General features: G+C 69.4%; 22 protein-coding genes. 3 read left to right on the forward strand and 19 right to left on the reverse strand.

What is annotated here, in order from left to right:
• Positions 1–37: 37 nt before the first annotated feature.
• Positions 38–682: an MBL fold metallo-hydrolase gene (locus tag DNK52_RS10710; protein ID WP_110240973.1), complete on the reverse strand. Its 645-nt coding sequence runs from the start codon at positions 680–682 to the stop codon at positions 38–40.
• A gap of 108 nt (positions 683–790) precedes the next feature.
• Here DNK52_RS10710 and DNK52_RS10715 point away from each other — a divergent pair, with 108 nt between their 5' ends.
• Positions 791–2,062 carry a family 16 glycosylhydrolase gene (locus DNK52_RS10715; protein WP_110240974.1) on the forward strand — a complete coding sequence of 424 codons (1,272 nt, stop codon included), beginning with the start codon at positions 791–793 and terminating at the stop codon, positions 2,060–2,062.
• A gap of 35 nt (positions 2,063–2,097) precedes the next feature.
• Here the strand turns inward: DNK52_RS10715 and menD are convergent, their stop codons facing one another.
• From menD to DNK52_RS10735, 4 genes are read right to left on the reverse strand one after another with little or no spacing between them, the layout of a single operon-like run.
• Positions 2,098–3,732, reverse strand: coding sequence for a 2-succinyl-5-enolpyruvyl-6-hydroxy-3-cyclohexene-1-carboxylic-acid synthase (gene menD, locus DNK52_RS10720; RefSeq protein WP_110240975.1), 1,635 nt, complete (start codon positions 3,730–3,732; stop codon positions 2,098–2,100).
• On the reverse strand, positions 3,729–4,688 hold the full coding sequence (locus DNK52_RS10725) for an o-succinylbenzoate synthase (protein WP_110240976.1): 960 nt from the start codon (positions 4,686–4,688) through the stop codon (positions 3,729–3,731). The genes menD and DNK52_RS10725 overlap by 4 nt, the downstream gene beginning before the upstream one ends.
• A complete protein-coding gene (locus tag DNK52_RS10730; protein ID WP_239455499.1) occupies positions 4,685–5,776 on the reverse strand; it encodes an AMP-binding protein in 1,092 nt (363 codons plus the stop codon). The genes DNK52_RS10725 and DNK52_RS10730 overlap by 4 nt, the downstream gene beginning before the upstream one ends.
• Positions 5,777–5,835: 59 nt before the next feature.
• Positions 5,836–6,984, reverse strand: a complete 1,149-nt coding sequence (locus tag DNK52_RS10735; protein ID WP_110240977.1) for a DUF4185 domain-containing protein — start codon at positions 6,982–6,984, stop codon at positions 5,836–5,838.
• Between the two features lie 86 nt (positions 6,985–7,070).
• On the opposite strand from DNK52_RS10735, the gene DNK52_RS10740 reads away from it, so the two are divergent.
• Positions 7,071–7,949, forward strand: a complete 879-nt coding sequence (locus DNK52_RS10740; RefSeq protein WP_110240978.1) for a 1,4-dihydroxy-2-naphthoate polyprenyltransferase — start codon at positions 7,071–7,073, stop codon at positions 7,947–7,949.
• 1 nt (position 7,950) lies between these two features.
• Here the strand turns inward: DNK52_RS10740 and DNK52_RS10745 are convergent, their stop codons facing one another.
• From DNK52_RS10745 to DNK52_RS10765, 6 genes are all read right to left on the reverse strand, one after another.
• Positions 7,951–8,598, reverse strand: coding sequence for a hypothetical protein (locus DNK52_RS10745; protein ID WP_162598727.1), 648 nt, complete (start codon positions 8,596–8,598; stop codon positions 7,951–7,953).
• Positions 8,595–9,974, reverse strand: a complete 1,380-nt coding sequence (locus DNK52_RS10750) for a hypothetical protein (protein WP_110240980.1) — start codon at positions 9,972–9,974, stop codon at positions 8,595–8,597. Before DNK52_RS10750 ends, DNK52_RS10745 begins: the two co-directional genes overlap by 4 nt.
• Positions 9,974–10,762: an ABC transporter ATP-binding protein gene (locus tag DNK52_RS10755; protein ID WP_162598728.1), complete on the reverse strand. Its 789-nt coding sequence runs from the start codon at positions 10,760–10,762 to the stop codon at positions 9,974–9,976. The genes DNK52_RS10750 and DNK52_RS10755 overlap by 1 nt, the downstream gene beginning before the upstream one ends.
• A gap of 1 nt (position 10,763) precedes the next feature.
• Positions 10,764–11,156, reverse strand: a complete 393-nt coding sequence (locus DNK52_RS16035) for a hypothetical protein (protein WP_162598729.1) — start codon at positions 11,154–11,156, stop codon at positions 10,764–10,766.
• 225 nt (positions 11,157–11,381) lie between these two features.
• Positions 11,382–12,641 carry a GNAT family N-acetyltransferase gene (locus DNK52_RS10760; protein WP_110240982.1) on the reverse strand — a complete coding sequence of 420 codons (1,260 nt, stop codon included), beginning with the start codon at positions 12,639–12,641 and terminating at the stop codon, positions 11,382–11,384.
• A gap of 28 nt (positions 12,642–12,669) precedes the next feature.
• The gene (locus tag DNK52_RS10765) at positions 12,670–12,930 is read right to left on the reverse strand and encodes a DUF4229 domain-containing protein (RefSeq protein ID WP_110240983.1); all 261 of its coding nucleotides are present in this window, start codon (positions 12,928–12,930) and stop codon (positions 12,670–12,672) included.
• A gap of 38 nt (positions 12,931–12,968) precedes the next feature.
• On the opposite strand from DNK52_RS10765, the gene DNK52_RS10770 reads away from it, so the two are divergent.
• Entirely contained in the window at positions 12,969–13,220 is a 252-nt protein-coding gene (locus DNK52_RS10770; RefSeq protein ID WP_110240984.1) for a hypothetical protein, read from the forward strand.
• A 78-nt stretch (positions 13,221–13,298) separates the two neighbouring features.
• Here the strand turns inward: DNK52_RS10770 and ccsB are convergent, their stop codons facing one another.
• From ccsB to DNK52_RS10810, 8 genes are all read right to left on the reverse strand, one after another.
• The gene (ccsB, locus tag DNK52_RS10775) at positions 13,299–14,258 is read right to left on the reverse strand and encodes a c-type cytochrome biogenesis protein CcsB (protein ID WP_110240985.1); all 960 of its coding nucleotides are present in this window, start codon (positions 14,256–14,258) and stop codon (positions 13,299–13,301) included.
• The gene (gene resB, locus DNK52_RS10780; RefSeq protein ID WP_239455501.1) at positions 14,255–15,832 is read right to left on the reverse strand and encodes a cytochrome c biogenesis protein ResB; all 1,578 of its coding nucleotides are present in this window, start codon (positions 15,830–15,832) and stop codon (positions 14,255–14,257) included. Before resB ends, ccsB begins: the two co-directional genes overlap by 4 nt.
• Positions 15,829–16,590: a cytochrome c biogenesis CcdA family protein gene (locus DNK52_RS10785; protein ID WP_110240987.1), complete on the reverse strand. Its 762-nt coding sequence runs from the start codon at positions 16,588–16,590 to the stop codon at positions 15,829–15,831. Before DNK52_RS10785 ends, resB begins: the two co-directional genes overlap by 4 nt.
• The gene (locus DNK52_RS10790) at positions 16,590–17,210 is read right to left on the reverse strand and encodes a TlpA family protein disulfide reductase (protein ID WP_239455502.1); all 621 of its coding nucleotides are present in this window, start codon (positions 17,208–17,210) and stop codon (positions 16,590–16,592) included. The genes DNK52_RS10785 and DNK52_RS10790 overlap by 1 nt, the downstream gene beginning before the upstream one ends.
• A 2-nt stretch (positions 17,211–17,212) precedes the next feature.
• Positions 17,213–17,896: a histidine phosphatase family protein gene (locus DNK52_RS10795; RefSeq protein WP_110240988.1), complete on the reverse strand. Its 684-nt coding sequence runs from the start codon at positions 17,894–17,896 to the stop codon at positions 17,213–17,215.
• Positions 17,893–19,212 carry a glutamate-1-semialdehyde 2,1-aminomutase gene (hemL, locus tag DNK52_RS10800; RefSeq protein ID WP_110240989.1) on the reverse strand — a complete coding sequence of 440 codons (1,320 nt, stop codon included), beginning with the start codon at positions 19,210–19,212 and terminating at the stop codon, positions 17,893–17,895. Before hemL ends, DNK52_RS10795 begins: the two co-directional genes overlap by 4 nt.
• Positions 19,213–19,373: 161 nt before the next feature.
• A complete protein-coding gene (hemB, locus tag DNK52_RS10805) occupies positions 19,374–20,381 on the reverse strand; it encodes a porphobilinogen synthase (RefSeq protein WP_110240990.1) in 1,008 nt (335 codons plus the stop codon).
• Between the two features lie 104 nt (positions 20,382–20,485).
• Positions 20,486–22,153 (reverse strand): bifunctional uroporphyrinogen-III C-methyltransferase/uroporphyrinogen-III synthase, encoded by a 1,668-nt coding sequence (locus tag DNK52_RS10810; protein ID WP_110240991.1) that lies wholly within the window; start codon positions 22,151–22,153, stop codon positions 20,486–20,488.
• Positions 22,154–22,170: the final 17 nt, after the last annotated feature.

Here is a 22,170-nt window from a genome sequence, read left to right on the forward strand (position 1 = left end):
ACGCACCCATCCATGATCAGGGAGCCCTCCCCGCAGCTCAGAGCCCGGAGAGCTCCTCGCCCACGGCGAGCCGGGTCCAGCCCAGCCCGCGCGGACCGTTCAGGTTCTTCATCGCGCCGTCGAGCACGCCCAGACCGACCTCGGTGTAGATCGCGTCGTGGATCGCCAGGTTCTTCTCGGCTCCGACCTCGCGGACGAAGTCGACGGCCTCGCTCAGCTTGAGCCAGGGGGCCGAAGCGGGCGCGAGCAGCAGGTCGACCGCCTCGCCGGGCGCCAGCAGGGCGTCTCCGGGGTGGTAGATCTTCTTCTCGCCCACGGTCAGGACGTAGCCACTGTTGTGGATGCGCGGGATGTCGGGGTGGATGATCGCGTGGTCCTCGCCGACGACCCGGACCGGCAGACCAGCGGTGAACTCGTCGCCCGGCTGCACGACGGTGAGTCGCTCCGCCAGGTCGGGGGCGTCCGCGCGGATCTGCGCCGCGACCGCCTCGATCGTGTAGATGGCGGCGTCGCAGGCGCGCAGATTGTCGGCGCTGTAGTGGTCGAAGTGCTCGTGGGTGATGAGCACGGTGTCGGCTCCCTCGACCGACTCCGGACCGGTCAACCCTCCGGGGTCCAGGACCAGGGTCGATCCGTCGTGCTCGATGCGGACACAGGCATGGCCAAACTTGGTGATCCTCATGCCCGCTGAGTCTAGTGCGGCATTCCACTTCCGTGTTCAACCAAGTTCTTCGCCGATCTTCGTTAACCTTGCACGACTCATCCGTACCTGAAGGGGGGACCGCCAGTCATGCGCGGTCGACGCATCACGGCCATCGCGGCCACCATTCTCATCTCCGCCGGAGTGCTGCAGGCCTGCAGCACCGGTTCGGAGTCCACCGAGACCACCAAGACGTCGGACAACACCGCGGCCATCGCCACGGTCTCCGCCTCGACGGTCATCGCCAAGCGTGCGCAGAAGATCAAGGGCGCCAAGAAGGCGAGCAAGGTCACCGCGACGGTCCTGCCCCAGATTTCGCAGCCCGGCAAGAAGGCCACCTCGCCCACCTCGGCGAAGGCCGTGGTCAGCGTGAGCGTCGCGCCGAGGCGTCGTACCGTCGTCACCCTCCAGGCGAAGTCCGGCAAGAAGTGGAAGAACGTCGCCGCTGCCGCCACCGCGAAGAACGGCAAGCACGTCTTCAAGGCCAGCGCCAAGCGCGGCGGCAAGGCCGCTACCTACCGGGTCAAGGTCGGCGGCCGCGTCTCCAAGAGCGCCTCGACGGCGAAGTGGCTGAAGCCGACGTTCTCCGAGACCTTCAGCGGCCGCAAGCTCTCCAGCAAGTGGATCCACCGCGGGGGGACCTACAACCCCGAGGGTCTGCGAGTGTGCTCCCGCGGAAGCGCCAAGGCCGTCAAGGTCTCCGGCGGCGCCGTGCGGTTGAGCGTCATCAAGGACAAGTCCAAGGGCAAGAAGAAGTGCACTGCCAGGCGCGGCGGCAAGTCGATCGGCAAGTACGACTACCGCCTCAACGGTCACATCGGCACCGAGAACAAGTTCAGCTTCAAGTACGGCGTCGCTGCGGCCCGCATCAAGTTCCCCAAGGACCGCGGCCAGCACGGCGCCTTCTGGCTCCAGCCCCAGACCCGTGTCGCCAACTCGGTGAACCCGAGGCTCACCGGTGCCGAGATCGACATCATCGAGTCGTTCGGCCAGGCCTCCGGCCCCAAGGGTGCCCTCGGCCTCACCTCCTTCACCTACCACTGGAAGAACCGGGGCGGTAAGCCCGTGCCGGTGAAGACGGGCAACTGGCTCAAGAACACCAACCAGCTGCTCAACGGCAAGAAGGACTCGTGGAGCAGCGGCTACCACGTCTTCTCGGTCGAGTGGACGCCGACGGAGTACATCATGCGGATCGACGGCCAGGAGACCTGGCGCAGCAAGGCCGGCGTCTCCGGCCAGCCGCAGTACGCGATCCTCTCGCTGCTCTCCTCCGACTACGAGCTGAAGAGCCTGGGCGGCGACAAGAAGTTGCCCCAGCACATGCACGTCGACTGGATGCGCGTCTGGGAGACCGGCAAGTGAGCTGATCGACCACTCACACGCCACACCCGAACGGGTCAGGGACGCAGGTCCCTGATCCGTTCGTCCATTTCGCGGCGGGTGTCGCGACGGACCTTCACCTCGATGACCTCAAGACCCCCAGCCGGTTGCGCCAGGGCGTGCTCGAGCTCGGCCAGTGACTCCACGCGCCAGTGCGGCGTACGGGTGGCGGCGCAGAGCGAGGCGATGTCGACGCCGTGCGGAGTGCCGAAGAGCCGCTCGAAGGCGTGGACGTGGTCATCGGCCCCCTGCTCGAGCAGGGAGAAGATCGATCCGCCGTCGTCGTTGACCACCACGACGGTGAGGTCAGGGGTGGTCTCAGCCGGCCCGATGACCAGGCCGTTCGCGTCGTGCAGGAAGGTCACGTCGCCCATCAGCGCGATGGCCCTCGTGTCGCTCAACCCCGCGTGCGTACGACCGAGGGCCGCGCCGATCGCGCTGCTCACCACCCCGTCGATCCCGGCCAGTCCACGGTTGGCGAGCACCAGGGGCAGCCCCGGGGTCGCTCGGGGCGTCATCATCAGGTCGAGGTCACGCACCGGGCTGGACGGCCCGACGAAGAGCAGGCCGTCACCGTCGACGGCTCGCGCCACGGCACCGGCCACCTCCTGGGCAGTGAGCTCAGGGACCGAACCCAACAGCTCGGCGACGTGACCGGTCAGGGCGCGACCTGCGTCCTGCCACTGGGCGAGCCACTCGGCGCCCGCGGAGACCTCTGCAGGCCCCGACGGGGGCTCGGCGTGAGCGACCTGGAGCGTACGGGCCACCGGGAACGGGCGCCGGGCCCAGCGACCCAGCGGGTCGATGTCCACGACCTCCACGTCGTCGCGGGACAGGAGTTGGGTGACCGGACGGGTCAACGTGGGGTGGCCCAGCAGCACGACCCGTTCGATGCGTCGGCCCAGGTGTCCGTCGAGGAGCAGTCGATAGGGACCCACTGCATGGGCACCCGAGCGGGCCCCCGAGCTGGGCTCGGCCAACAGCGGCCACCCACCCTGCTCGGCGAGCACCCGGGCGGCCGGACCTGCGCTGTCGCCGGCGACCACGACCGTACGCGGCCCCTGCGGCAGAGGTGCCGAACCGGTCAGCGACTGCTCGGCGGCACCGGGCGCGACGTAGGCCTCCGCAGGGGGCCGCGGCTCCCAACGGTCCTCGGGCATCAACGGGTCGTCGAACTGGACGTTCAGGTGGACCGGCCCGCCGGTGGCGAGCAGCGCCGCGACCACGGACGCGGCATCCTGCCCGGACGCGATGTCCCCGCCCAACGACCGCGGCAGCAGGCCGACCTGGTCGGTCGTCTGGTTGGCGCTGGTCCCGCGCAGCCGTGCCGGGCGGTCAGCGGTGACGGCGATGAGCGGCACCCCGCTGTGGTGGGCCTCGAGCGCGGCCGGCGCCAGGTTGGCCACCGCTGTGCCGGACGTGCAGGAGACGACGACGGGGCGCGACGACGTACGCGCCAGGCCGAGCGCCAGGAAGGCGCCACTGCGCTCGTCGATCCGGGTGTGCAACCGCAGCAGTCCTGCTCGTTCGGCGTCGAGGAGGGCGAACGACAGGGGTGCGTTGCGAGAGCCGGGCGAGAGCACGGCGTCGCGCACACCCTCGTCCAGCAGGGCCTGCACGACCTGCCGTGCCAGGTGCGTGGAGTCGTTCACAGGCAACGATCCTGCCGCAGCGCCTCGACCTCGGCGAGCCTGCCCTCCCAATGTGCGATCCGGTCGGGGGCCGCAGCGAGCCGGGCGAGCGCCGCCTCGTCCACCGCGACGGGCCGCACCGGCAGGTGCCCGTCGACCGGGAGCAGGGAGTCGAGGACCAGGTCGTCGGTGAAGAGTTGCACGGTGGCGAGACCGCAGGCGTGCTCGAGCGTGGGCAGAGCGGCCGCCAAGGCGACTCCGGCGGCGATCCCGACGCTGCTCTCCAACGCCGACGAGACGACGACGGGCAGACCGATCTCCTCGGCGATCCGCAGGCAGGCTCGGACGCCACCCAGCGGCTGCACCTTGAGCACCGCGATGTCGGCGGCCTCGAGGTCGCGCACCCGGTAGGGGTCCTCGGCTCGGCGGATCGACTCGTCAGCCGCGATCGGGACGTCGACCCGACGACGTACGCGGGCCAGGTCCTCGACCTCGGCGCAGGGCTGCTCGACGTACTCCAGCCCGCCGGCCGCCCGGTCGAGCACCGCGATGGCGGCGACCGCCTCGTCGACCGACCACCCACCGTTGACGTCGACGCGGACCTTTCCGTCCGGGCCGAGCGCGTCACGCACCGCCTCGACCCGGGCGATGTCGTCGGCCAGCGTCTGACCGCGCTCGGCGATCTTGACCTTGGCGGTCGTGCAGCCACCGGCCGTCACGATGGCGTGGGCGCGTGCGGCGTCGACGGCCGGGACGGTGACGTTGACCGGGACCCGGTCACGTACGGGGGCGGGCCAGTCGCCGTCAGCAGCCTCCAGAGCGCAGCGCAACCAGGGCTCGGCGACCTCGGGTGGGTACTCCAGAAAGGGGCTCCACTCGCCCCACCCGGCCGCGCCACGAAGCAGGACGCCTTCGCGCACGGTGATCCCGCGGAAGCGGGTGCGCAGCGGCACGGACCAGACGTACGTCCGCGTCATCGTCGCTCCCCCGCCCGGTGGTCTGCGCGGGTGTCCGCTCCGGTGTCCGCCTTCTGGGCCAACTCCCGGAGTGCTTGGCGGTCGACCTTGCCGTTGGCCAGCAGCGGCATCGCGTCGAGGCGCACCACGCGTCGCGGGGCCCAGGCCCGCGGGTGCTGGGCGGCCACCCAGTCGCGCAACTCAGCGGTCGCTGGGACGGCTTGGGCGGAGTCAGCGGTGACGAGCGCGACGACCTCGTGGCCCCACTCCTGGCTCTCGACCCCGACGACCTCGACCTGGTCGAGCGCCGGGTGCTGACGGAGTCGGGCGGCCACTGCCGGCAGCGGCACGTTGACCCCGCCGCTGACCACCACGTCGTCAAGGCGCCCGAGCACCTGCAGGTGACCGTCCTCGTCGAGCCGGCCGGCGTCCGCGGTCACGTACCAGCCGTCGACCAAGGTCTCGGCAGTCAACTCGGGGTCACCGTCGTAGCCGGCGAAGATCGTCGGTCCGCCGAGTCGGATCCGACCGTCGGCGGCGAGGCTCAGCGCCACACCGTCCAACGGGACGCCGTCGTAGACGCAGCCGCCGGCCGTCTCGGAGGCGCCGTACGTCGCGACGACCCGGATGCCGGCGGCCTCCGCGCGGTCCCGCAACGCGGGATCGATCGGGCCGCCACCGAGGAGGACAGCCTGCATGGCGGCCAGCGCGGCGACGTCATCGGGAGAGCCCATGAGCCGGTGCAGTTGGGTGGGCACTAGCGACGTGAACTCGGCCGCGCCACGCTCATCGCTCCAGGCACCGAGGACGGGGTCGTGGCCCGCGACGAGCGAGCGCACGATCACCTGCACCCCGGCGACGTACGAGGAGGGCAGCACGAGAGCCCAGCGACCACCGTTGGCACCGTGAGCAGCGCAGTGACCGCCCAGGCGACGCGCAGAGGCCGCGACGGACGCCAGGACTGCCTCCCGGGTCAGGACGACGCGCTTGGGTTGACCGGTCGAGCCGGAGGTCTCGATCAGCAGGTGAGCGGGCTCCTCGGCGTCGAGCCACGCCCGCAGTTGTGCCACGGCGAGTGACGGGTCGTCGGACGGGCGCAGGAGTTCCACGCCCCTCACGCTAGTTGCTCGCAGGTCGGCCGCGGCGCTGCGGGGTGAGCAGGCAGGACTCAGGGAAGGGGGACCCGCAGGAACCGCGGACGGTAGAGCGACGGGTCGTCCTCCAACGTCTTCGGGTGCATCGCGTTGACGCTCCAACTGACCACCACGCTGCCGTTCTCTGGGAGCAGCTCAGGATGGGCCAGGGGCATGTACTGGAGGAACTTGTCGTCGGTGGGGATCTGGGCCACCGGCGGGCTCGGCACGAACGGCCCTTCGGGCGCGGGCGCCTTCCAGATCACCAGGTCGTTGCCCACGAAGTCGAGGCGCTTGCTCACCGCGTACCACGAGCCGTTCTGCTCGAAGACGCTCAGCACCCGCGAGACCCCCTCGGCCGCCGGGACGAGACTCAATGCGCTCTCGGGGTCACGGCTCCAGGTGGTGCCGTCCCAGTACTCCCACGAGGTCATGTCCAGGTACTCGTCCACGGTGGTGCGTGCCACCTGCAGGGAGTAGCCGAAGACGTACGGTTCGCCGGGGTTGGCGGTGCCGTAGACGTAGACCCGCTCCCCGTCGACGGCGGTCGCGGCGCCCCACAGCGGCTCACCCATCGAGGCGTCGTCGGCGTCGAGGTCCCTGACCCCGATCAACTCCGGGACGTCGTTGGCGGCCACCTCGAACCTGGCCACGGACGAACCCACGATCTCGAAGTCCCACATGCCCGATCCGGTGGTCCGCACCCGCATCAGGCCGACCGCGATCCGGTCCACCCCGTCCGCGCGCGGTATGGCGTTGACGGAGGTGGGCCAGTAGCCGACCCCGTCCTCGCGGTCAGGGATGGCGGCGCCGTTGTCAGCGGGTCGGTACACCGAGGCGCACCCGTTGCCGGTCAGCAGCATCGAGTTGCGGACCATCGTCGGCCCGGGCTCGTCGGGCGGACGCAGAGTGTCCCCGAAGACCCAGAGGTTGCGACCGTCGGAGAGCTGGGTGCTCGCGCCGACGTCGCCGCCGACGAAGCCCGGCGTGCCGCGGGCGTCGACCACGAAGTCGTTGATGTCCTCGACGGTCTTCGGGCGCTCGAAGGGGATGCAGTCGAGCCACGTGCTGCTGGGCGTCTGCTCCTCGTCCGGTGCCAGGAGCAGTGCCGCAGCGATCACGATCGGGACCAGGAAGATGGCGAACACGACGAGGAGCACCCGACGACGGAACTCAGCGTGCATGGCCACACAGTAGCGGGCGCCACGTCCGTGGAGCCCACGTCGCGACCGGCGCCGGACCCACCCCACCCACCTGCTTGAATCACCCGGTGAGCAACGCAACGACGGCCGACTGGATCGCTGGCGCCCGCCCCCGCACCCTGCCCGCCGCGATCGCCCCGGTCCTGGCTGGCACCGGCGTGGCGGCGTACGTCGACTCGATGGTGGGCTGGAAGGCTCTGCTGGCCCTGGTGGTCAGCCTGGCCCTCCAGGTGGCGGTCAACTACGCCAACGACTACTCCGACGGGATCCGCGGGACCGACGCCGACCGGGTCGGTCCGATGCGTCTGGTCGGATCGGGGCGCGCCACCCCGGCCGCGGTGAAGCGGGCAGCCTTCCTGGCCTTCGGGGTCGCTGCGGTCGCCGGGCTCGCCCTGGCCCTCACCACGTCGTGGTGGCTCGTCCTGGTCGGCGTGGTCTGCATCGTCGCCGCGTGGTTCTACACCGGGGGCAAGAAGCCGTACGGCTACCTCGGCCTGGGCGAGGTGATGGTCTTCGTCTTCTTCGGACTGGTCGCCGTCATCGGCACCACCTGGGTCCAGACCGAGACCTGGGAGTGGCCGGCGCTCTACGCCGGCGTCGGCATCGGGGCGCTGGCCTGTGCGGTGCTGGTCACCAACAACCTGCGCGACATCCCCACCGACATCGAGGCCGGCAAGCGGACCCTGGCCGTGCGTCTGGGCGCCGAGCGCACCCGCGCGCTCTACGCCCTGCTGGTCCTGGCCTCTGCGCTGGCTGTCGTCGCCGTCGCAGCTGCCACCCACTGGGGTGTCCTGCTCTCGCTGGTCTTCGTGCTCCGGATGCTCCCGGCGCTGCGTACGATCCGATCCGGCGCCGTGGGCCCCGCGCTGATCCCGGTGCTCGGTGCCACCGGAATGGGACAGCTGTGGTGGGCCGTCCTGGTCGCGGCCACCCTCAACGCCGCCTGAGTCAGTCGCGGTCCACGAAGGCGAAGCGCTCGACGGAGCCACGCCATGCGTAGGCCGCGAGCCCGACGGCGAGGACTGCTGCCACCGCGGCCCAGCGTTCGAGCGTCACGTCCTGGTTGTAGAGGAAGTTCCACTGCCACGGGATCAGCCCGGGAGCGCTCATGACCAGCGTCAGGGCGAGCGGCGTCACCCATCCCAGAGTCACGCCCCCCAGACTCGTGGAGACGAGGAGAAGCCCGACATACAGCTGAGCGTCCAGCAGTATCACCGCCGTCGGCAGGTTGGCCAGGACCGTGAGGGCCCAGGCTCCCGCGCAGACCGCGCTCGTGCAGGCCAGCGCCAGGGCCAGTCGCTGGGGCCACAACGGGCGCGCGGCTCCGAGCACCAGGTGACGGGGTCCCTCCCGCAGGCACAGGCCGACGACTGCCACCGGCACGAGCAGTCCAACGACCGATGCTGAGTCGATGATCGTGCCAGCCACCTCGTACGGAAATTTGAGGGGCACGCTCACGGCCGCCACCAGGATCGTGCCGATCCACGCGGCCAGGCAGCCAGCTGTCCAGGCCGCGGTGACTCCGTGAACCTTCCGCCAGGAATGCCAGGTCGCCGTGCCGCGGGCATCCGCCTGCGAGGTCCCGCCTTGCGTCACGAGGAACATTCTTTGAGGTTCTCCCATGTCACCGCTCCCTCACGGACCTCGTCCCGGTGCTTGCGGAACCAGGCCGCTCGATCCTCCGGAGTCAGACTCGAGAAGCAGCTGAACAGCTCCGCACGGTCGCCGTAATTGACGAATGTCTCGTCGAGCATGGGCGAATACATGCCTGTCGAGGAGCCGATCGGCACGCCCACTTCAGTGAAATACCACCGGTGCAGTATGTCGGAGGGCATCGCCGCCCGCCGTAGGTCCCCGTCGTCCGGCTCATCCGGCCCGGTCTCCTCCGAGAGCCGGAAATCGCTGGCAGGCACCAAGTAGGAGATGAAGTAAAGGTGTATCCCGTTACGGTCGAACTTGGTGTAGGTGTCGATGCTGCCAGCGAGAGAGAGAGGGATGACCTCCGCTCCACCCAGTTCTTCGCGCTCCACCAACAAAGCTAGATCTCGGTCGATCGCGGGGGACAGAGCAGCCGTCTCGTCGTCCACCAAGGTCACCCTGTCGGCTACGAGACCCTGCAGTGCCGTGACGGCTTGCTCATACTCGGGGGTCAAGTCTGGGCGGACCACGGCCTTCGCCCGGGGGAGACACAGGGTCAGCTGGCCGGCTGCCTCGCACTGCTGCGTTGCGGCATCCTTGATCAGCGCACGGGTGGACGGGGTCACGTACAGCAAGGGGACGGTGAGCACGGCCACGCCGACGACCAGCAAGAACCGCGTGCGCGTTTGATCGGCGCGGTGAGCCACGACGGCCGCGAGCACGGTGAGCCACAGGACGATCTGGGCGAGGAGGACCCAGGCCATCGGGCGCTCGAAGGTGGCCGCTCCGTCATCCAGTGGCGTGAGCGCGATCAGAAGCGTCTCGGCGTTGAACGCAAGCACACCGAGGCCCACGTAAAGGACGGCAGCGGCCACCGGGACGCCGAGGAACCAGGGCAGTTGTCCCCCCACTTGCTGCCCCAGGGCCGTCACCGCGGCCAGGGCTCCGACGTGGGCGAGGGTGGACAACGGGTTGGGGAAGCCATTGACGGCGACGAAGGCGGTGGCGATCCAGGCCGGAACCGTGCCGAGCAACAAGCCCAGCGCGACCCAGGCCGCTGGTTCGGCGGCGGCCCGCAACTGGACCAGCCACGCGGATCGGCCCGCAGCGTGTCGCCGTTCCGCAACCCCGTTACGCCTCGCGGCGGCGCCGAAGAAGGCGCCCGCGGCAGCGGCGACGGGCGCGGTGAGGATGAAGGAACTGGACAAGTACTGGTCCGTCTCCGACCAGACACCCAGCCAGGACCTCCAGTGACCCGCATGCCCGGCCAGTGTTGCAGTGGCGACCGCGAGGGCGGCAAGGACGCCGTGGCGCGGTCGCACCTCGAGGAACATCACGGCGCGATCTCCGATTCCGCGAGCACGTGGAGGAAACCACTTCGCAGCCGTTCCTGCGAAGTACCGCCGACTTCGCCTCGGTCGATCAGGGCTTCTGTGGTGTCGGAGAACACCACACGCCCCTGATCGAGGACCACGACCCGCCCGGGGAACGCCTCGACGTCTTCGAGGAGGTGGGTGGAGACCAGGACGCACTTGTCTCGGGAGAGATCACGAAGGGCAGAGTGGAACCACGCCCGCTGCTCGGGGTCCAGGCCCACGGTCGGCTCGTCGAGCACCACCACGTCGGGATCGTGGACCAGCGCCTGGGCGATCCCGGCCCGGCGCAGCATTCCCCCCGACAGGTGACCGAGACGCCGGCCGCGAAGATCAGCAAGATCGACCCGCACCAACGCCGCGTCGATGCGGTCACTCGCGTCTTTGCGAGGCAACGCCTTCAGCCAGGCCGCGTGGCGCAGGTACTCCTCGACCGTCATGGCGGCCGGCACCGGCAGCTGCTGTGGAAGCCAGCCCGTGGCCCGGTGGTGTTGGCGCCAATCGCTGCGCGTGAGCAGGGGTGAGCCGTGCCGGACCACGTCGCCGGAGTCCGCAGGCTCCATCCCGGTGAGGATGTGGCAGAGCGTGCTCTTGCCAGCCCCGTTGCGGCCCAGCAGGACCGTGATGCCGGGCGAGAGGTCGAGGTCCACCCCGCGCAGGGCATGTTCAGAACCGTAGGTCTTGTGAACGGCCCTCAGGCCGAGCACGCCACCGCGCTCGGCCTGAGGAATTTGGTCGCTGGGAAACACGTCAGAAGTTCTGTTTCCCCATGGACCCGCACCCGTCGGGAAGTCCCGTCCGGTCACGACAGACCTTCCAGCCAGCAGCGTCCGCGCTCGGCGGGATGGGAGCCAGTTGCGAGCAGCTGCCGCCGCGCGTGACGTACGACTTGCTGGTCGTGTTGCTACTGATGCGGTCGCACGTGTAATCGGTGTAGTTGTTGTAGATCACAATGCCGCGGTAATAGACCTTCTTGCCAGTGTTGGAACGCAACTTGCCCGTAGAGGTGAAGGACTGGTCACCGTGGCTGGTCACCGTCTGCGTTCCGTTGCCGTCGTTGGACGACAGGTTGACGGCGTATGCGGACGCAGGGATCAACACCACTGCCATCGCCAAGCCAAGCGAGCGCATGATTTTCTTCATGTTTCTCCCCATTGATCTTCTCCCCAAGAGAACGCATTTCACGAGAAGACCGGCGCAGAAGCCGACCTAGACTCTCGTGGCTGCTCTATCGGCGCCGAAAAGTAGCAGTTATGGGGGCGCCACCGCCACCATCGGCATGCGTGGCGCCGATGAGCCCCGACAACCGCGACGACGCGTCCTGACCTGCCGGCCGTGAACCCTGCCCACCCGGGTCGTGTATGCGCCTCAGAAGGTGGTCTGCGAGTACGGCGTCGGCCCGCCGTCGCACATGCCGGCAAAGCTGGCGATCGCGTCGTGGTCTCCGGTGACCCGTCCGGTCTGCACCATGATGTCGGTGGTGACCGAGCTGAGGTAGAGCGACCCCAGCGCGCTCACGGCCATCGACAGCTGCGCGGCGTCCTCCGTACGACTGACCGTCGCGCGTCCCTCACGGGTCACGACGCGCCAGTTTCCCTCGGCGTGGCCGAGACGGTCGGAGATGCCGAGCACGACGTCGCCGTCGGCGTACCAAGGCCGTGCCTCGAGGGCGGTGACGACGTCGAGCACCCGGAGCCAGATCGAGTCGATCGGCCCCTTGGAGGAGACGCACCGGTTGTCGACCAGCGCCCAGGGCAGGGGGTTGTCGACGAACGTGTTGGCGACCACCCGGTCGGTCAGGTCGATCCCGGCCAGGAAGTCCCACAGGGCCAGGTGACCCTCAGGGGTGAGGGAGAGCATGTCGCGCACCGTGACCGTGTGGTCGTTGCCCCAGCCGCCGTGGGCGTAGAGGGCGTACCCGTGGGGCTGGTCGTCCGCGTCGAGGTGGACGACCGCACGCATCTTGGGCTCGGGGCCCTGCTCGTCCCAGCTCCACTCACCCCGGGTGAAGGGGGCGTACGCCTGCGAGCGGCTGACTGACCCACGGTGGGTGGCGTGCCACCGGGCGAAGAGTTCGTCGGGCACGTCGCCGAGCTCGGCAGGCTCGAGGTGGACGAAGCGGCCCGAGGAGGTGAACTCCTCGAACTCGAACTGGGCGGTGACGTCGACCTCGTACTTCGACTTGAAGGTCGCCGGCCCGAAGCCGAAGCGACGGTAGATCGAGCCCTCGGAGACGGTGAGCGCGGCGATCGGGATGCCCTCGGAGACGGCGGTGGCGAGGTCCTGGCTGATCAGTCGACTGGCCAGCCCTTGTCGGCGACTGGCCGGGCTGACGGTGACGTCGCTGATCATGTGGAGCGGCAGGAGCTGTGATCCGGTGTTGAGCTCGCCGGGCCAACTGGCCACCGTTGCGACCGGCACGTTGCTGGCACCGTACGCGTCGGGAGGCAGCCAGGCGCCGTGCAGGCGGGCCCCGTCACCTCGGACCTGGTCGATCCAGATCTCCTGGGCGCGTTCGTCGGGGCGACTCAGGTGGAAGCCCCGATTGACGGCGATGACGTAGCCGACGAGCAGGTCGTGATCGATGGATTTGTCGTTCGGATCGAGCGTGCGGAAGTCGAGTTCCATCCGACAACCGTAATTCAAGGGGTGAGGTTCAGTCCTCGTCGCCCTGTGCCTTGTACTCCTCGAACCGCTCCGACGCTCGGCCCGCACGCTCCTCCAGGACCAGCGCCAGGGCCTGTCGCTGGGGGGCCAGCAAGAACCACGACGTCACCCCCGAGAGGACGAACGCGATGATCAACGCCCAGAGGAACGGCACCTCGTCGGCGAGGAGGGACCACACGCCGATGACGATCACCAAGGAGGTGAGGAGCATGACGAAACGAAGGAGGTTGTAGATCAAGAACTGCTTCACAGGAGTCATCCTAGGCTGTGGGATCTAGGCTGGACGACGTGCTGAAGATCCTGCTCGTCGTGCTGCTCATCGCCGTGGTGATCTACGGGGTGACGCGGGTCGTCGAGCGCAGGGGAATCAAGCCCCCGACGATGCGTCGCGAGCCTCCGCGGATCGTGGCCCCCGACGACGACCCGGACTTCCTCTGGGACCTCGACCGGCGCAAGCGACACCCGGGGCCGAAGAGCGACCCGAAGGCCGACCCCTCTCCCCCGGATCCCGCCAGCGACGACGAGACCGACACTCCCTAGGCCGACTCCCGGACGTCATCATGAACGGTCGCCCCCACGACCGCAGCCGATGACGTCCCGCGACGGGGCTGGCGTACGTCAGGCTGTCGGGTCGACCGTCTGCTCGACGGGGATGACCTCGACCACCGCAGCGCCCTCGGCGTACGAGTGCTGCGAGGTCGTGGAGAAGAAGTTGATCCCGATAAAGTTGAACCACAGGGTCAGCAGGCCGATGATCGCCAGGATCGAGGCCGTACGCCCCCGCATGCCGGCGGTGCTGCGGGCGTGCAGGTAGGCCGCATAGACGACCCAGGTGATGAAGGCCCAGACCTCCTTGGGGTCCCAGTTCCAGTAACGGCTCCAGGCCTCGTGCGCCCAGATCGGACCCGTGATGAGGACCGCGAAGGTCCACACCGGGAAGGCGAAGGCGTGCATGCGGTAGGCGAGGCGGTCCAGCACGGCGGTCGAGGGGACGCGGGCCAGGTAGCCGTAGAGGGGCGCCGGGCCGCCCTTCTTCTCCCGACGGTCCTTGACGAGGTGCAGGATCACCAGGATCCCACCGAGCGAGAAGGCGGCGGTTGCGATGACCGCGGAGACGACGTGGATCACCAACCACGGCGAGAGCAGCGCCTCGGTGAGCGGGGCGACCGGCGAGTGCAGCCAGACCACGGCGACCATCAGCACCGAGAGCACGAAGCCGACGACCAGCGGGGCCATCCAGGAGAGCTTGAACTTCTTGTAGACCACCAGGTAGATCAGGGTGACGAAGAAGGTCGACGAGATCACGAACTCGTACATGTTGCCCCACGGCACCCGGTTGGGGTCGGCGGCCATGCCGCGCCCCACGAGGGCCACGAAGTGGGCCAGCGCCGCGATCATGGTGAGCAGCAGTCCAAGGCGACCGAAGAGCGCCACCTTGCCGGTGTGCACCTCCTCGGTGTGCGGGACCTTGCGCAGGCCCGCCCACTCGATCAGATGGCTCAGCAGGGCGAGGAAGTAGACCACTCCCGCGATCGTGACCCCCTGGTTGCTGAGGACTTCCCACTGGCTGTCGGTCACGACTGCTCCTTCGGTGTTGCTGTGGCCGAGTCGGCTGGGTGGGCCGGGTCCACGGGGTTGAGGGTGGCGGTGAGGCTCGCGAGTTCGTCGGCGATGTCGCCGCCGCTGGACCGGTCGAGACCGGCGATCTCCACGAGGGTGGCCCCGTCGACCCGGCGCGCACGCACCCAGATCCGGCGGGGACGGATGTACAGGGACCCGATCAGGCCGAGCAGGGCGAGGCTGACGCCGCCCAGGGCCACGAGCTTGCCGGGGGTTTGGCTGATCTGGATCTTGTTCCAGCGTTCGATGCCGTCGAAGCTGACCGTGCCGAGCCCGTCGGGCAGCTCGACCTCGTCGCCGGGGCGCATGTCGAGGCGCAGCGGCGCGTGGTCCGAGCCCTCCTTCATCACGGGCTCCAGCTCGCTCTTGTCGAGCACGTAGACCGACGTCGACCCGCCGTCGTCCAGGCCGAGGTCTCCGGCGTAGACGAGCATCGAGATCAGCGGGTCGATGGCCTCGCCGAAGGAGGAGTACGGGCCGTCGTTGAACTCGTACGTCGGGTAGAGCTCACCCTCCAGGGCCAACGACTTCGGTTGGGCGTCGGGGGCCTTGACGACCCCGAAGGAGGTGAAGTTCATGTCCATCGGCAGGAAGGTGGTCGGCCCGGAGTAGGCGACCTCGCCGTTGCCGTCCTTGATGGTGATGACCGGGGCGTAGCCGTGGCCGATCAGGAAGATGTCGGTCTTGCCGATGCTGAGCGGGTGGTTGACCCGCAGGTCGTACGTCTTCTCCGCACCGCCGGGCTCCTCGGTGTAGGTGAGCTCCGAGGTGAAGTTGCGAGCCTGGCCCGCTCCGCGACCGGTGTAGAGCCATTCGATGTCGAAGTCGTCGACGTCGAAGGCGAAGGGCTCCATCCACTCGCTGCGGTAGAGGCTGCCAGGGACGAAGTCGTCGTACTGGGTGAGGTTGTTGCTGAAGCCGTTGCCGACGGTGACGATCACGCCGCCCTGGTAGCCGAAGAGGCTGCCCATCGCCATGCCCGCCATCACCACCAGGATCGACAGGTGGAAGACCAGGTTGCCGGCCTCGCGCAGGTAGCCACGCTCGGCGGCGACCGAGCCGGAGCCAGCCTCCTCGTCGTGCAGGTCGAGTCGGAAGCGGCGCTTGCCGAGCGCCTTGCGCGCCTGGGCCAGGACCTCCTCGGGGCTCTCGGAGGTCGTGTACGTGTGGTGGTCCGGCAGCCGGGTGAGGTTCCGCGGAGCCTTGGGCGGGCGCGCTCGCATCGCCTTGAAGTAGACCTTGGTGCGCGGGATGATGCAGCCCACCAGCGAGATGGTCAGCAGCAGGTAGATCGCGGCGAACCACGGCGAGGCGTAGACGTCGAAGAGCCCGAGCCGCTCATAGATCGGGGTCAGCTTCGGGTGTGCCTCCTGCCACTGCGACGCCTTGAGGGCGTCGACGTCGGCCTGCGGGACCACCGAACCCGGCACCGCTGCCAGGGCCAGGAGGAGCAGCAGGAGCAGCGCCGTACGCATGGAGGTCAGTTGGCGCCAGGTCCAGCGCGCGAACTCACGCAGATTGAGCTCGTTCACACGCTCACCTCGAAGTCGGAGACCAGGTTGACCTGGAGCCAGGTCACCATGTCGAGCCACCATCCGGTGACCATGAGCAGGCCGACGGCGACGAGCATGAGGCCACCGATCCGCATCAGGGCCACCTGGTGGCGCTTGAAGAAGCCGAAGGCGCCGAGCGCCCGGCGGTAGGCCAGCCCGGCCAGGATGAAGGGGATCCCGAGGCCCAGCGAGTAGATCCCGGCCAACAGGGCGCCGCGGCCTGCGGTGCCCTCGCTGTAGGCCAACGTCAGGATCATCGACAGGGTCGGGCCGAGGCAGGGGGTCCAGCCGAGACCGAAGAGGAAGCCGAGCAGCGGCGCCGCGGCCAGACCGACGGCCGGCACCTTGTGCACCCGCAGGTCGCGCTGGAAGAACGGCAACCAACCGGCGAAGGCCAGACCGAGCACGATCGTGAGGGCACCGAGCACGACGGTCACCTCGCGGGTCCACTCCACGAGCCACTCCCCCAGGGCGCCGGAGATCGAACCGAGCGCCACGAAGACCACGCTGAAGCCGAGCACGAAGAGCACCGAGCCGAGCAGCATCCGGCCGCGGCGCCGGTCTGCTTCACCGGCGGCGAGGTCGGCGCCGGAGAGGCCGGTGGCGTACGACAGGTAGCCCGGCAACAGCGGGATCACGCACGGCGAGAAGAAGGAGACCAGTCCGGCGACCAGGGCCACCGGGATGGCGAGGGCCAACGAGCCCGAGGCCGCGACCTCCCGGAACGCGTCACCCATCAGCCACGCTTCGCCTTCGCGCCGGCGACGTCCTCGACCAGGTTGACCAGCGTCAGGGTCGAGGGCACCTCGCCGATGATCGAAGCGGCCACCCGACCTTCGGCGTCCAGCACCACGGTCGAGGGGATCGCGTTGGGCGGCAGGGTGCCGCTGAAGGGCAGCAGGGCCTTGCCGTCGGGTGAGAAGAAGGAGGGGTAGGGCACGTCGAACTTGCGGACGAAGCCCTTCGCCTGCGAGGTCGACCCGTCACGGATGTTGATGCCGACGAAGTTCGCGATCTCCGAGGTGCGCTCGGAGGCCTCCACGAGGTACGGCATCTCCTTGCGGCAGGGTGGGCAGGCCGACCACCAGACGTTGACCACGACGGGCTTGCCACGCAGGTCCGCCAGGTCGAGGGGCTCGCCGTCGAGGTCCTCGCCGGCGAACTCGATCGGCGCTTCGCGTTCGTCGACCGCGATGCGGCGCAGCGTGCCGTCGCCGGAGACGTAGTCCTTGTCACCGGTCCCCGACAGGCTCGAACACCCGCTCAGCGCCAGGAGGCAGGCCAGGGCAGCGACCAGCGGAGCGAGGGTCACGCGGAGGTGGTGCGGGGTGCGGCGGGTGCGGCGGGTGCGGGACACGGTCAGGGACGCTTCTCTTCCGGGGCGCCGCCTGCGGAGAAGGGGGCGTTCTTGTCCTTGGTGGGGATCAGGTCACCGGCGGGCTCGGAGTAGCTGACCCGGGTGAGCCGGTCCCCGTCGAAGTGCAGCGTGGTCAGCGAGCACAGCGTGCACTGCCGACTCCGCGGGTCGTGCAGGTAGGACTTGTTCTCGGCGTGCAGGCGCAGGGTCCAGATCGGCAACTGGTGGGAGACCACGACGGCCTCGTGACCGCGCGCGGCGTCACGGGCGTCCATCACCGCAGCCTTCATCCGGGCGGCCATTTCGTCGTAAGGCTCACCCCACGACGGCTTGAAGGGGTTGTAGAGGTGACGCCACAGCTTGGGGCGTTTGACCAGGGTCATCGCCCCCTCGCCGAAGCTGATCCCCTCGAACTTGTTGGTTGACTCGATGACGCGCAGGTCGATCTCGGGCGTCAACCCCCTGGCGGCAGCCAACGGCGCGGCCGTCTCCTGGGCGCGCTCGAGGGGGGACGTACGCATGTGGACGATGTCGCGATCGCCGATGCTCTCGGCGATCCGGTCGGCCATCCGACGACCCAGGTCGGAGAGGTGGAAACCGTCGCGGCGGCCGTAGAGGATGCCCTCGGGGTTGTGGACCTCGCCGTGGCGCAGCACGTGCACCAGGGTCGTGGAGCTCTCGTTCATGCGTTCCCTCCTGCGGATGCGGCGGCACGGGCAGCGCTGGGCAGCGCGTCGAGCACGGTCTGGACGGCGCGGTCGTCGTGGGCGGCCGAGACGAACCAGGACTCGTACGCCGACGGGGGCAGGTAGACCCCCGCCTCGAGCATGGCGTGGAAGAAGGCCGCGTACGCCTTCTCGTCCTGCTCGCTGGCGTCGGCGAAGTTGCGGACCTCCGCGTCACGGAAGAAGACCGAGAACATCGTGCCCGCCGACTGGATGCGGTGGGCGACGCCGGCGGCGGTGAACGCGTCGGTGACACCGGCCTTGAGCGCGTCGGCCGTCGCGGTGAGGTGGGCGTACACGTCGTCGGTCGCGAGCCGCAACGTCGCCAGTCCGGCAGTGGTGGCGACGGGGTTGCCCGAGAGCGTGCCGGCTTGGTAGACGGCGCCTTCGGGAGCGAGGTGGCGCATGATGTCGGCGCGACCACCGAAGGCTGCGGCCGGGAAGCCGCCACCCATCACCTTGCCGAAGGTCATCAGGTCAGGGGCCCAGCCCTCGACGGCGCCGTCCAGGCCCCAGCCGCCCTGCGCGCTGGCCCGGAAGCCGGTCATCACCTCGTCGGAGATGAAGAGGGCACCGGCGTCGCGGCAGGTCTGGGCGAGAAAGGCGTTGAAGCCCGGCTCGGGCGGGACGACGCCCATGTTGCCCGGCGTGGCCTCAGTGATCAGGGCCGCGATCCGGGGGCCGTGCTCGGCGAAGGCAGCGGTGACGGCGGCGCGGTCGTTGTAGGGCAGCACCAGCGTCAGGTCGGTCGACGACGCCGGGACGCCCGGTGTGCCGGGCACCGCGAAGGTCGCCAGGCCCGAGCCCGCGGAGGCGAGCAGCGAGTCGACGTGGCCGTGGTAGCAACCGGCGAACTTCACGATCACGTCACGACCCGTGAAGCCACGGGCAAGGCGGATCGCCGACATGGTCGCCTCGGTGCCCGAGGAGACGAAGCGGACCCGCTCGACGGGCGTACGACGCACGATCTCCTCGGCCAGCTCGACCTCGGGGACGGTGGGGGTGCCGTACGACGTCCCGCGGGCGACCGCCTCCTGCACGGCGGCGATCACCTCCGGGTGGGCGTGGCCAAGGAGCATCGGGCCCCACGAGCAGATCAGGTCGACGTAGTCGTTGCCGTCGACGTCGGTGAGCCAGGCACCGGAGGCTGAGCGGATGAAACGTGGGGTGCCACCGACGGCGTTGAAGGCCCGCACCGGGGAGTTCACTCCCCCGGGGGTCACGGCTTGAGCACGCTCGAAGAGCGTGGCGCTGTCAAGAGGGGGACGTTGCGGCACCCAGCCATTGTGTCCCAGCGACCCAACCGAGTCGATTCGGGCAGGAGTGAGGTTGCTTGCACCCGCGGTCCGGGGCCCACCCCTGGGACGGCGCCAACCGCAATTGTCGGGTTGGAGACGTTTCTGGGACCGAAGATGTCTCCAACCCGCCAGTTACCTGCTCAGCGGCGAAGTCGCGCGGCTTCGGCTGCCCAGTAGGTCAGGATGATGTCGGCGCCGGCCCGACGGATCGAGGTCAAGGTCTCGAGGATCGCGGCCTCCCGGTCGATCCACCCGTGGGCAGCGGCAGCCTCGACCATCGCGTACTCACCGGAGATGTTGTAGGCGGCCACCGGCACGTCGACGGCGTCGCGCACCTGGCGTACGACGTCGAGGTAGGCCATCGCCGGCTTCACCATCACGATGTCGGCGCCCTGCTCGACGTCGAGCAGGGCCTCCCGTACGCCCTCCAGCGCGTTGGCGGGATCCTGCTGGTAGGTGCGCCGGTCGCCGGAGAGCGAGGAGTCGACGGCCTCGCGGAAGGGGCCGTAGAAGGCCGAGGAGTACTTCGCGGAGTAGGCCAGGATCGAGACGTCGGGGTGGCCCACGACGTCGAGTGCGTCCCGGATCACCGCGACCTGTCCGTCCATCATCCCGCTCGGTCCGACCATGTGGACCCCGGCATCGGCCTGGGCACGCGCCATCTCGGCGTAGACGGCCAGGGTGGCGTCGTTGTCGACCCGGCCGCGCTCATCCAGCACCCCGCAGTGTCCGTGGTCGGTGAACTCGTCCAGGCACAGGTCGCTCATCACGGTGAGGTCCTCGCCCACCTCGGCGACGGCGTCGGCGATCGCAACGTTGAGGATGCCCGCGGGGTCGAGCCCTCCGGAGCCGCTGGCGTCCTTGCGCTCCGGGATCCCGAAGAGCATCACGCCACCCAGGCCGAGCTCGGCGGCCTCGGCGACCGCACGCTTCGCGGAGTCGCGGGTGTGCTGGACGACGCCGGGCATGGAATCGATCGGCCGGGGCTCGTCCAGACCCTCACGGACGAAGAGCGGCAGCACCAGCTGACGGGCCTCGAAGGTGGTCTCGGCGACCATCCGGCGCAGCGCCGGGGTGGCCCGCAGTCGGCGCGGGCGCACCGAGGGGCCGGGGACGGGCGTGCCGGAGGGGACGTGGAGGTCAGCCATGTCCCCGATCCTTGCACCTTCGTAAATGAACGTAGGAAACCCCCGCCCCGGGCGTGCTGCACGCCCCGGACGAGGGTTTCCTACGTCGAGTTCCGAGGAGTCGACTACTTGGCTGCGACCTTGCGACGACCCGCAGCCTTGCGGTCCGACGGCTTGGTGACCGGGAGGCCTGCCTCCAGCATCGCGACGCGGCGCGCTGCTCCGAAGTCGGCGAGCGCGTCGACCAGCACGTCGACGTCAGGCTTGGCGGCCATCACGTCGACCCGCAGACCGTGCTCCTCGGCCGTCTTCGCCGTGGCCGGCCCGATCACGGCGATGATCGTCGACGGGTGCGGCTTGCCGGCGATACCGACCAGGTTGCGCACGGTGGACGACGAGGTGAAGACCACCGCGTCGAACTTGCCCGTCTTGATCGCGTCGCGCGTCGGGGCCGGCGGCGGCGCGGCCCGGACGGTGCGGTACGCCGTGACGTCGTCGCACTCCCAACCCAGCTCGATCAGACCGCTCACCAGGACCTCGGTGGCGATGTCGGCACGCGGCAGGAAGACCCGGTTGATCGGGTCGAGCACGTCGTCGTAGGGCGGCCACTCGGCCAGCAGGCCCGCGGCGGACTGCTCCTCCGTGGGGACCAGGTCTGCGCGCAGACCCCAAGCCGCGATCGCAGCGGCGGTCTTGTCGCCGACGGCGGCGATCTTCAGGCCGGAGAAGGAACGGGCATCGAGGCCGTACTCCTCGAACTTCTCGCGCACCGCCTTGACCGCGTTGACCGACGTGAAGGCGATCCACTCGTAGCGGCCCTCCACCAGACCGCGGACGGCCTTGTCCATCTGCAGCGGGTTGCGGGGCGGCTCGACGGAGATCGTCGGGACCTCCTCGGGCACGCCACCGAAGTCGCGCAGACGCGAGGAGAGCGAGCCGGCCTGCTCCTTCGTACGCGGCACGAGGACGCGCCAGCCGAAGAGCGGCTTCGTCTCGAACCAGGAGAGGGCACCACGCAGGTTGACCACGTCACCGATCACGATGATCGCCGGCGGGGCGACCCGGGCGGCGCGCACGTCGGCCGCGACGTTCTCCAGGGTGGAGGTGAGCGTGGACTGCTCGGTGGTCGTGCCGACGCGGGTCACCGCGACCGGGGTCGAGGCCGAGCGGCCGGCCTCGATGAGGGCCTTGGCGCTCTCACCGATCGAGCCGACGCCGGAGAGCAGCACGAGGGTGCGGTTGTCGGCGTACTGCGACCAGTCGATGGCACCGCCGCAGGTCACCACGGCGACCTCACGGTGGTTCTTGTCGGTCAGCGGGATGCCGGCGTACGCAGGCACGGCGGCGACCGCGGAGACGCCGGGGACGATCTCGAAACCGATGCCGGCCTTCACACAGGCCTGCGCCTCCTCGGGACCCGAGGCGTACATGAACGGGTCACCGGTCATGAGGCGTACGACGCGCGACTTCTTGCCGTGCTTGACCACGAGACGTGAGCGGTTGGCCGGGGCGAGCGGCTGGCCGTCCTCGGCGAAGCCACCGTCGATGAAGACCGGCCCGACGGGCTCGGCGACGATCGTCTCCTCGCCCTCCCTGGGCTCGACGGGCTCGGGGAGGCCGAGGACCGTGCGGACCATGGACACGTGCTCGGGCATCTCGGTGATGACGACCTCGGCCGACTGCAGGAGCTCGAGGGCGCGCATGGTCAGCAGACCCGGGTCACCGGGGCCGGCGCCGACGAAGGAGACCCATCCGGTGGGCGTCGGCTTGGTCGGGGTGTTGCCTGGAGTCATGGAGTGCTGCTTCCTCA

It is taken from the genome of Nocardioides gilvus (genome assembly GCF_003194605.1).
Lineage (GTDB): Bacteria > Actinomycetota > Actinomycetes > Propionibacteriales > Nocardioidaceae > Nocardioides > Nocardioides gilvus.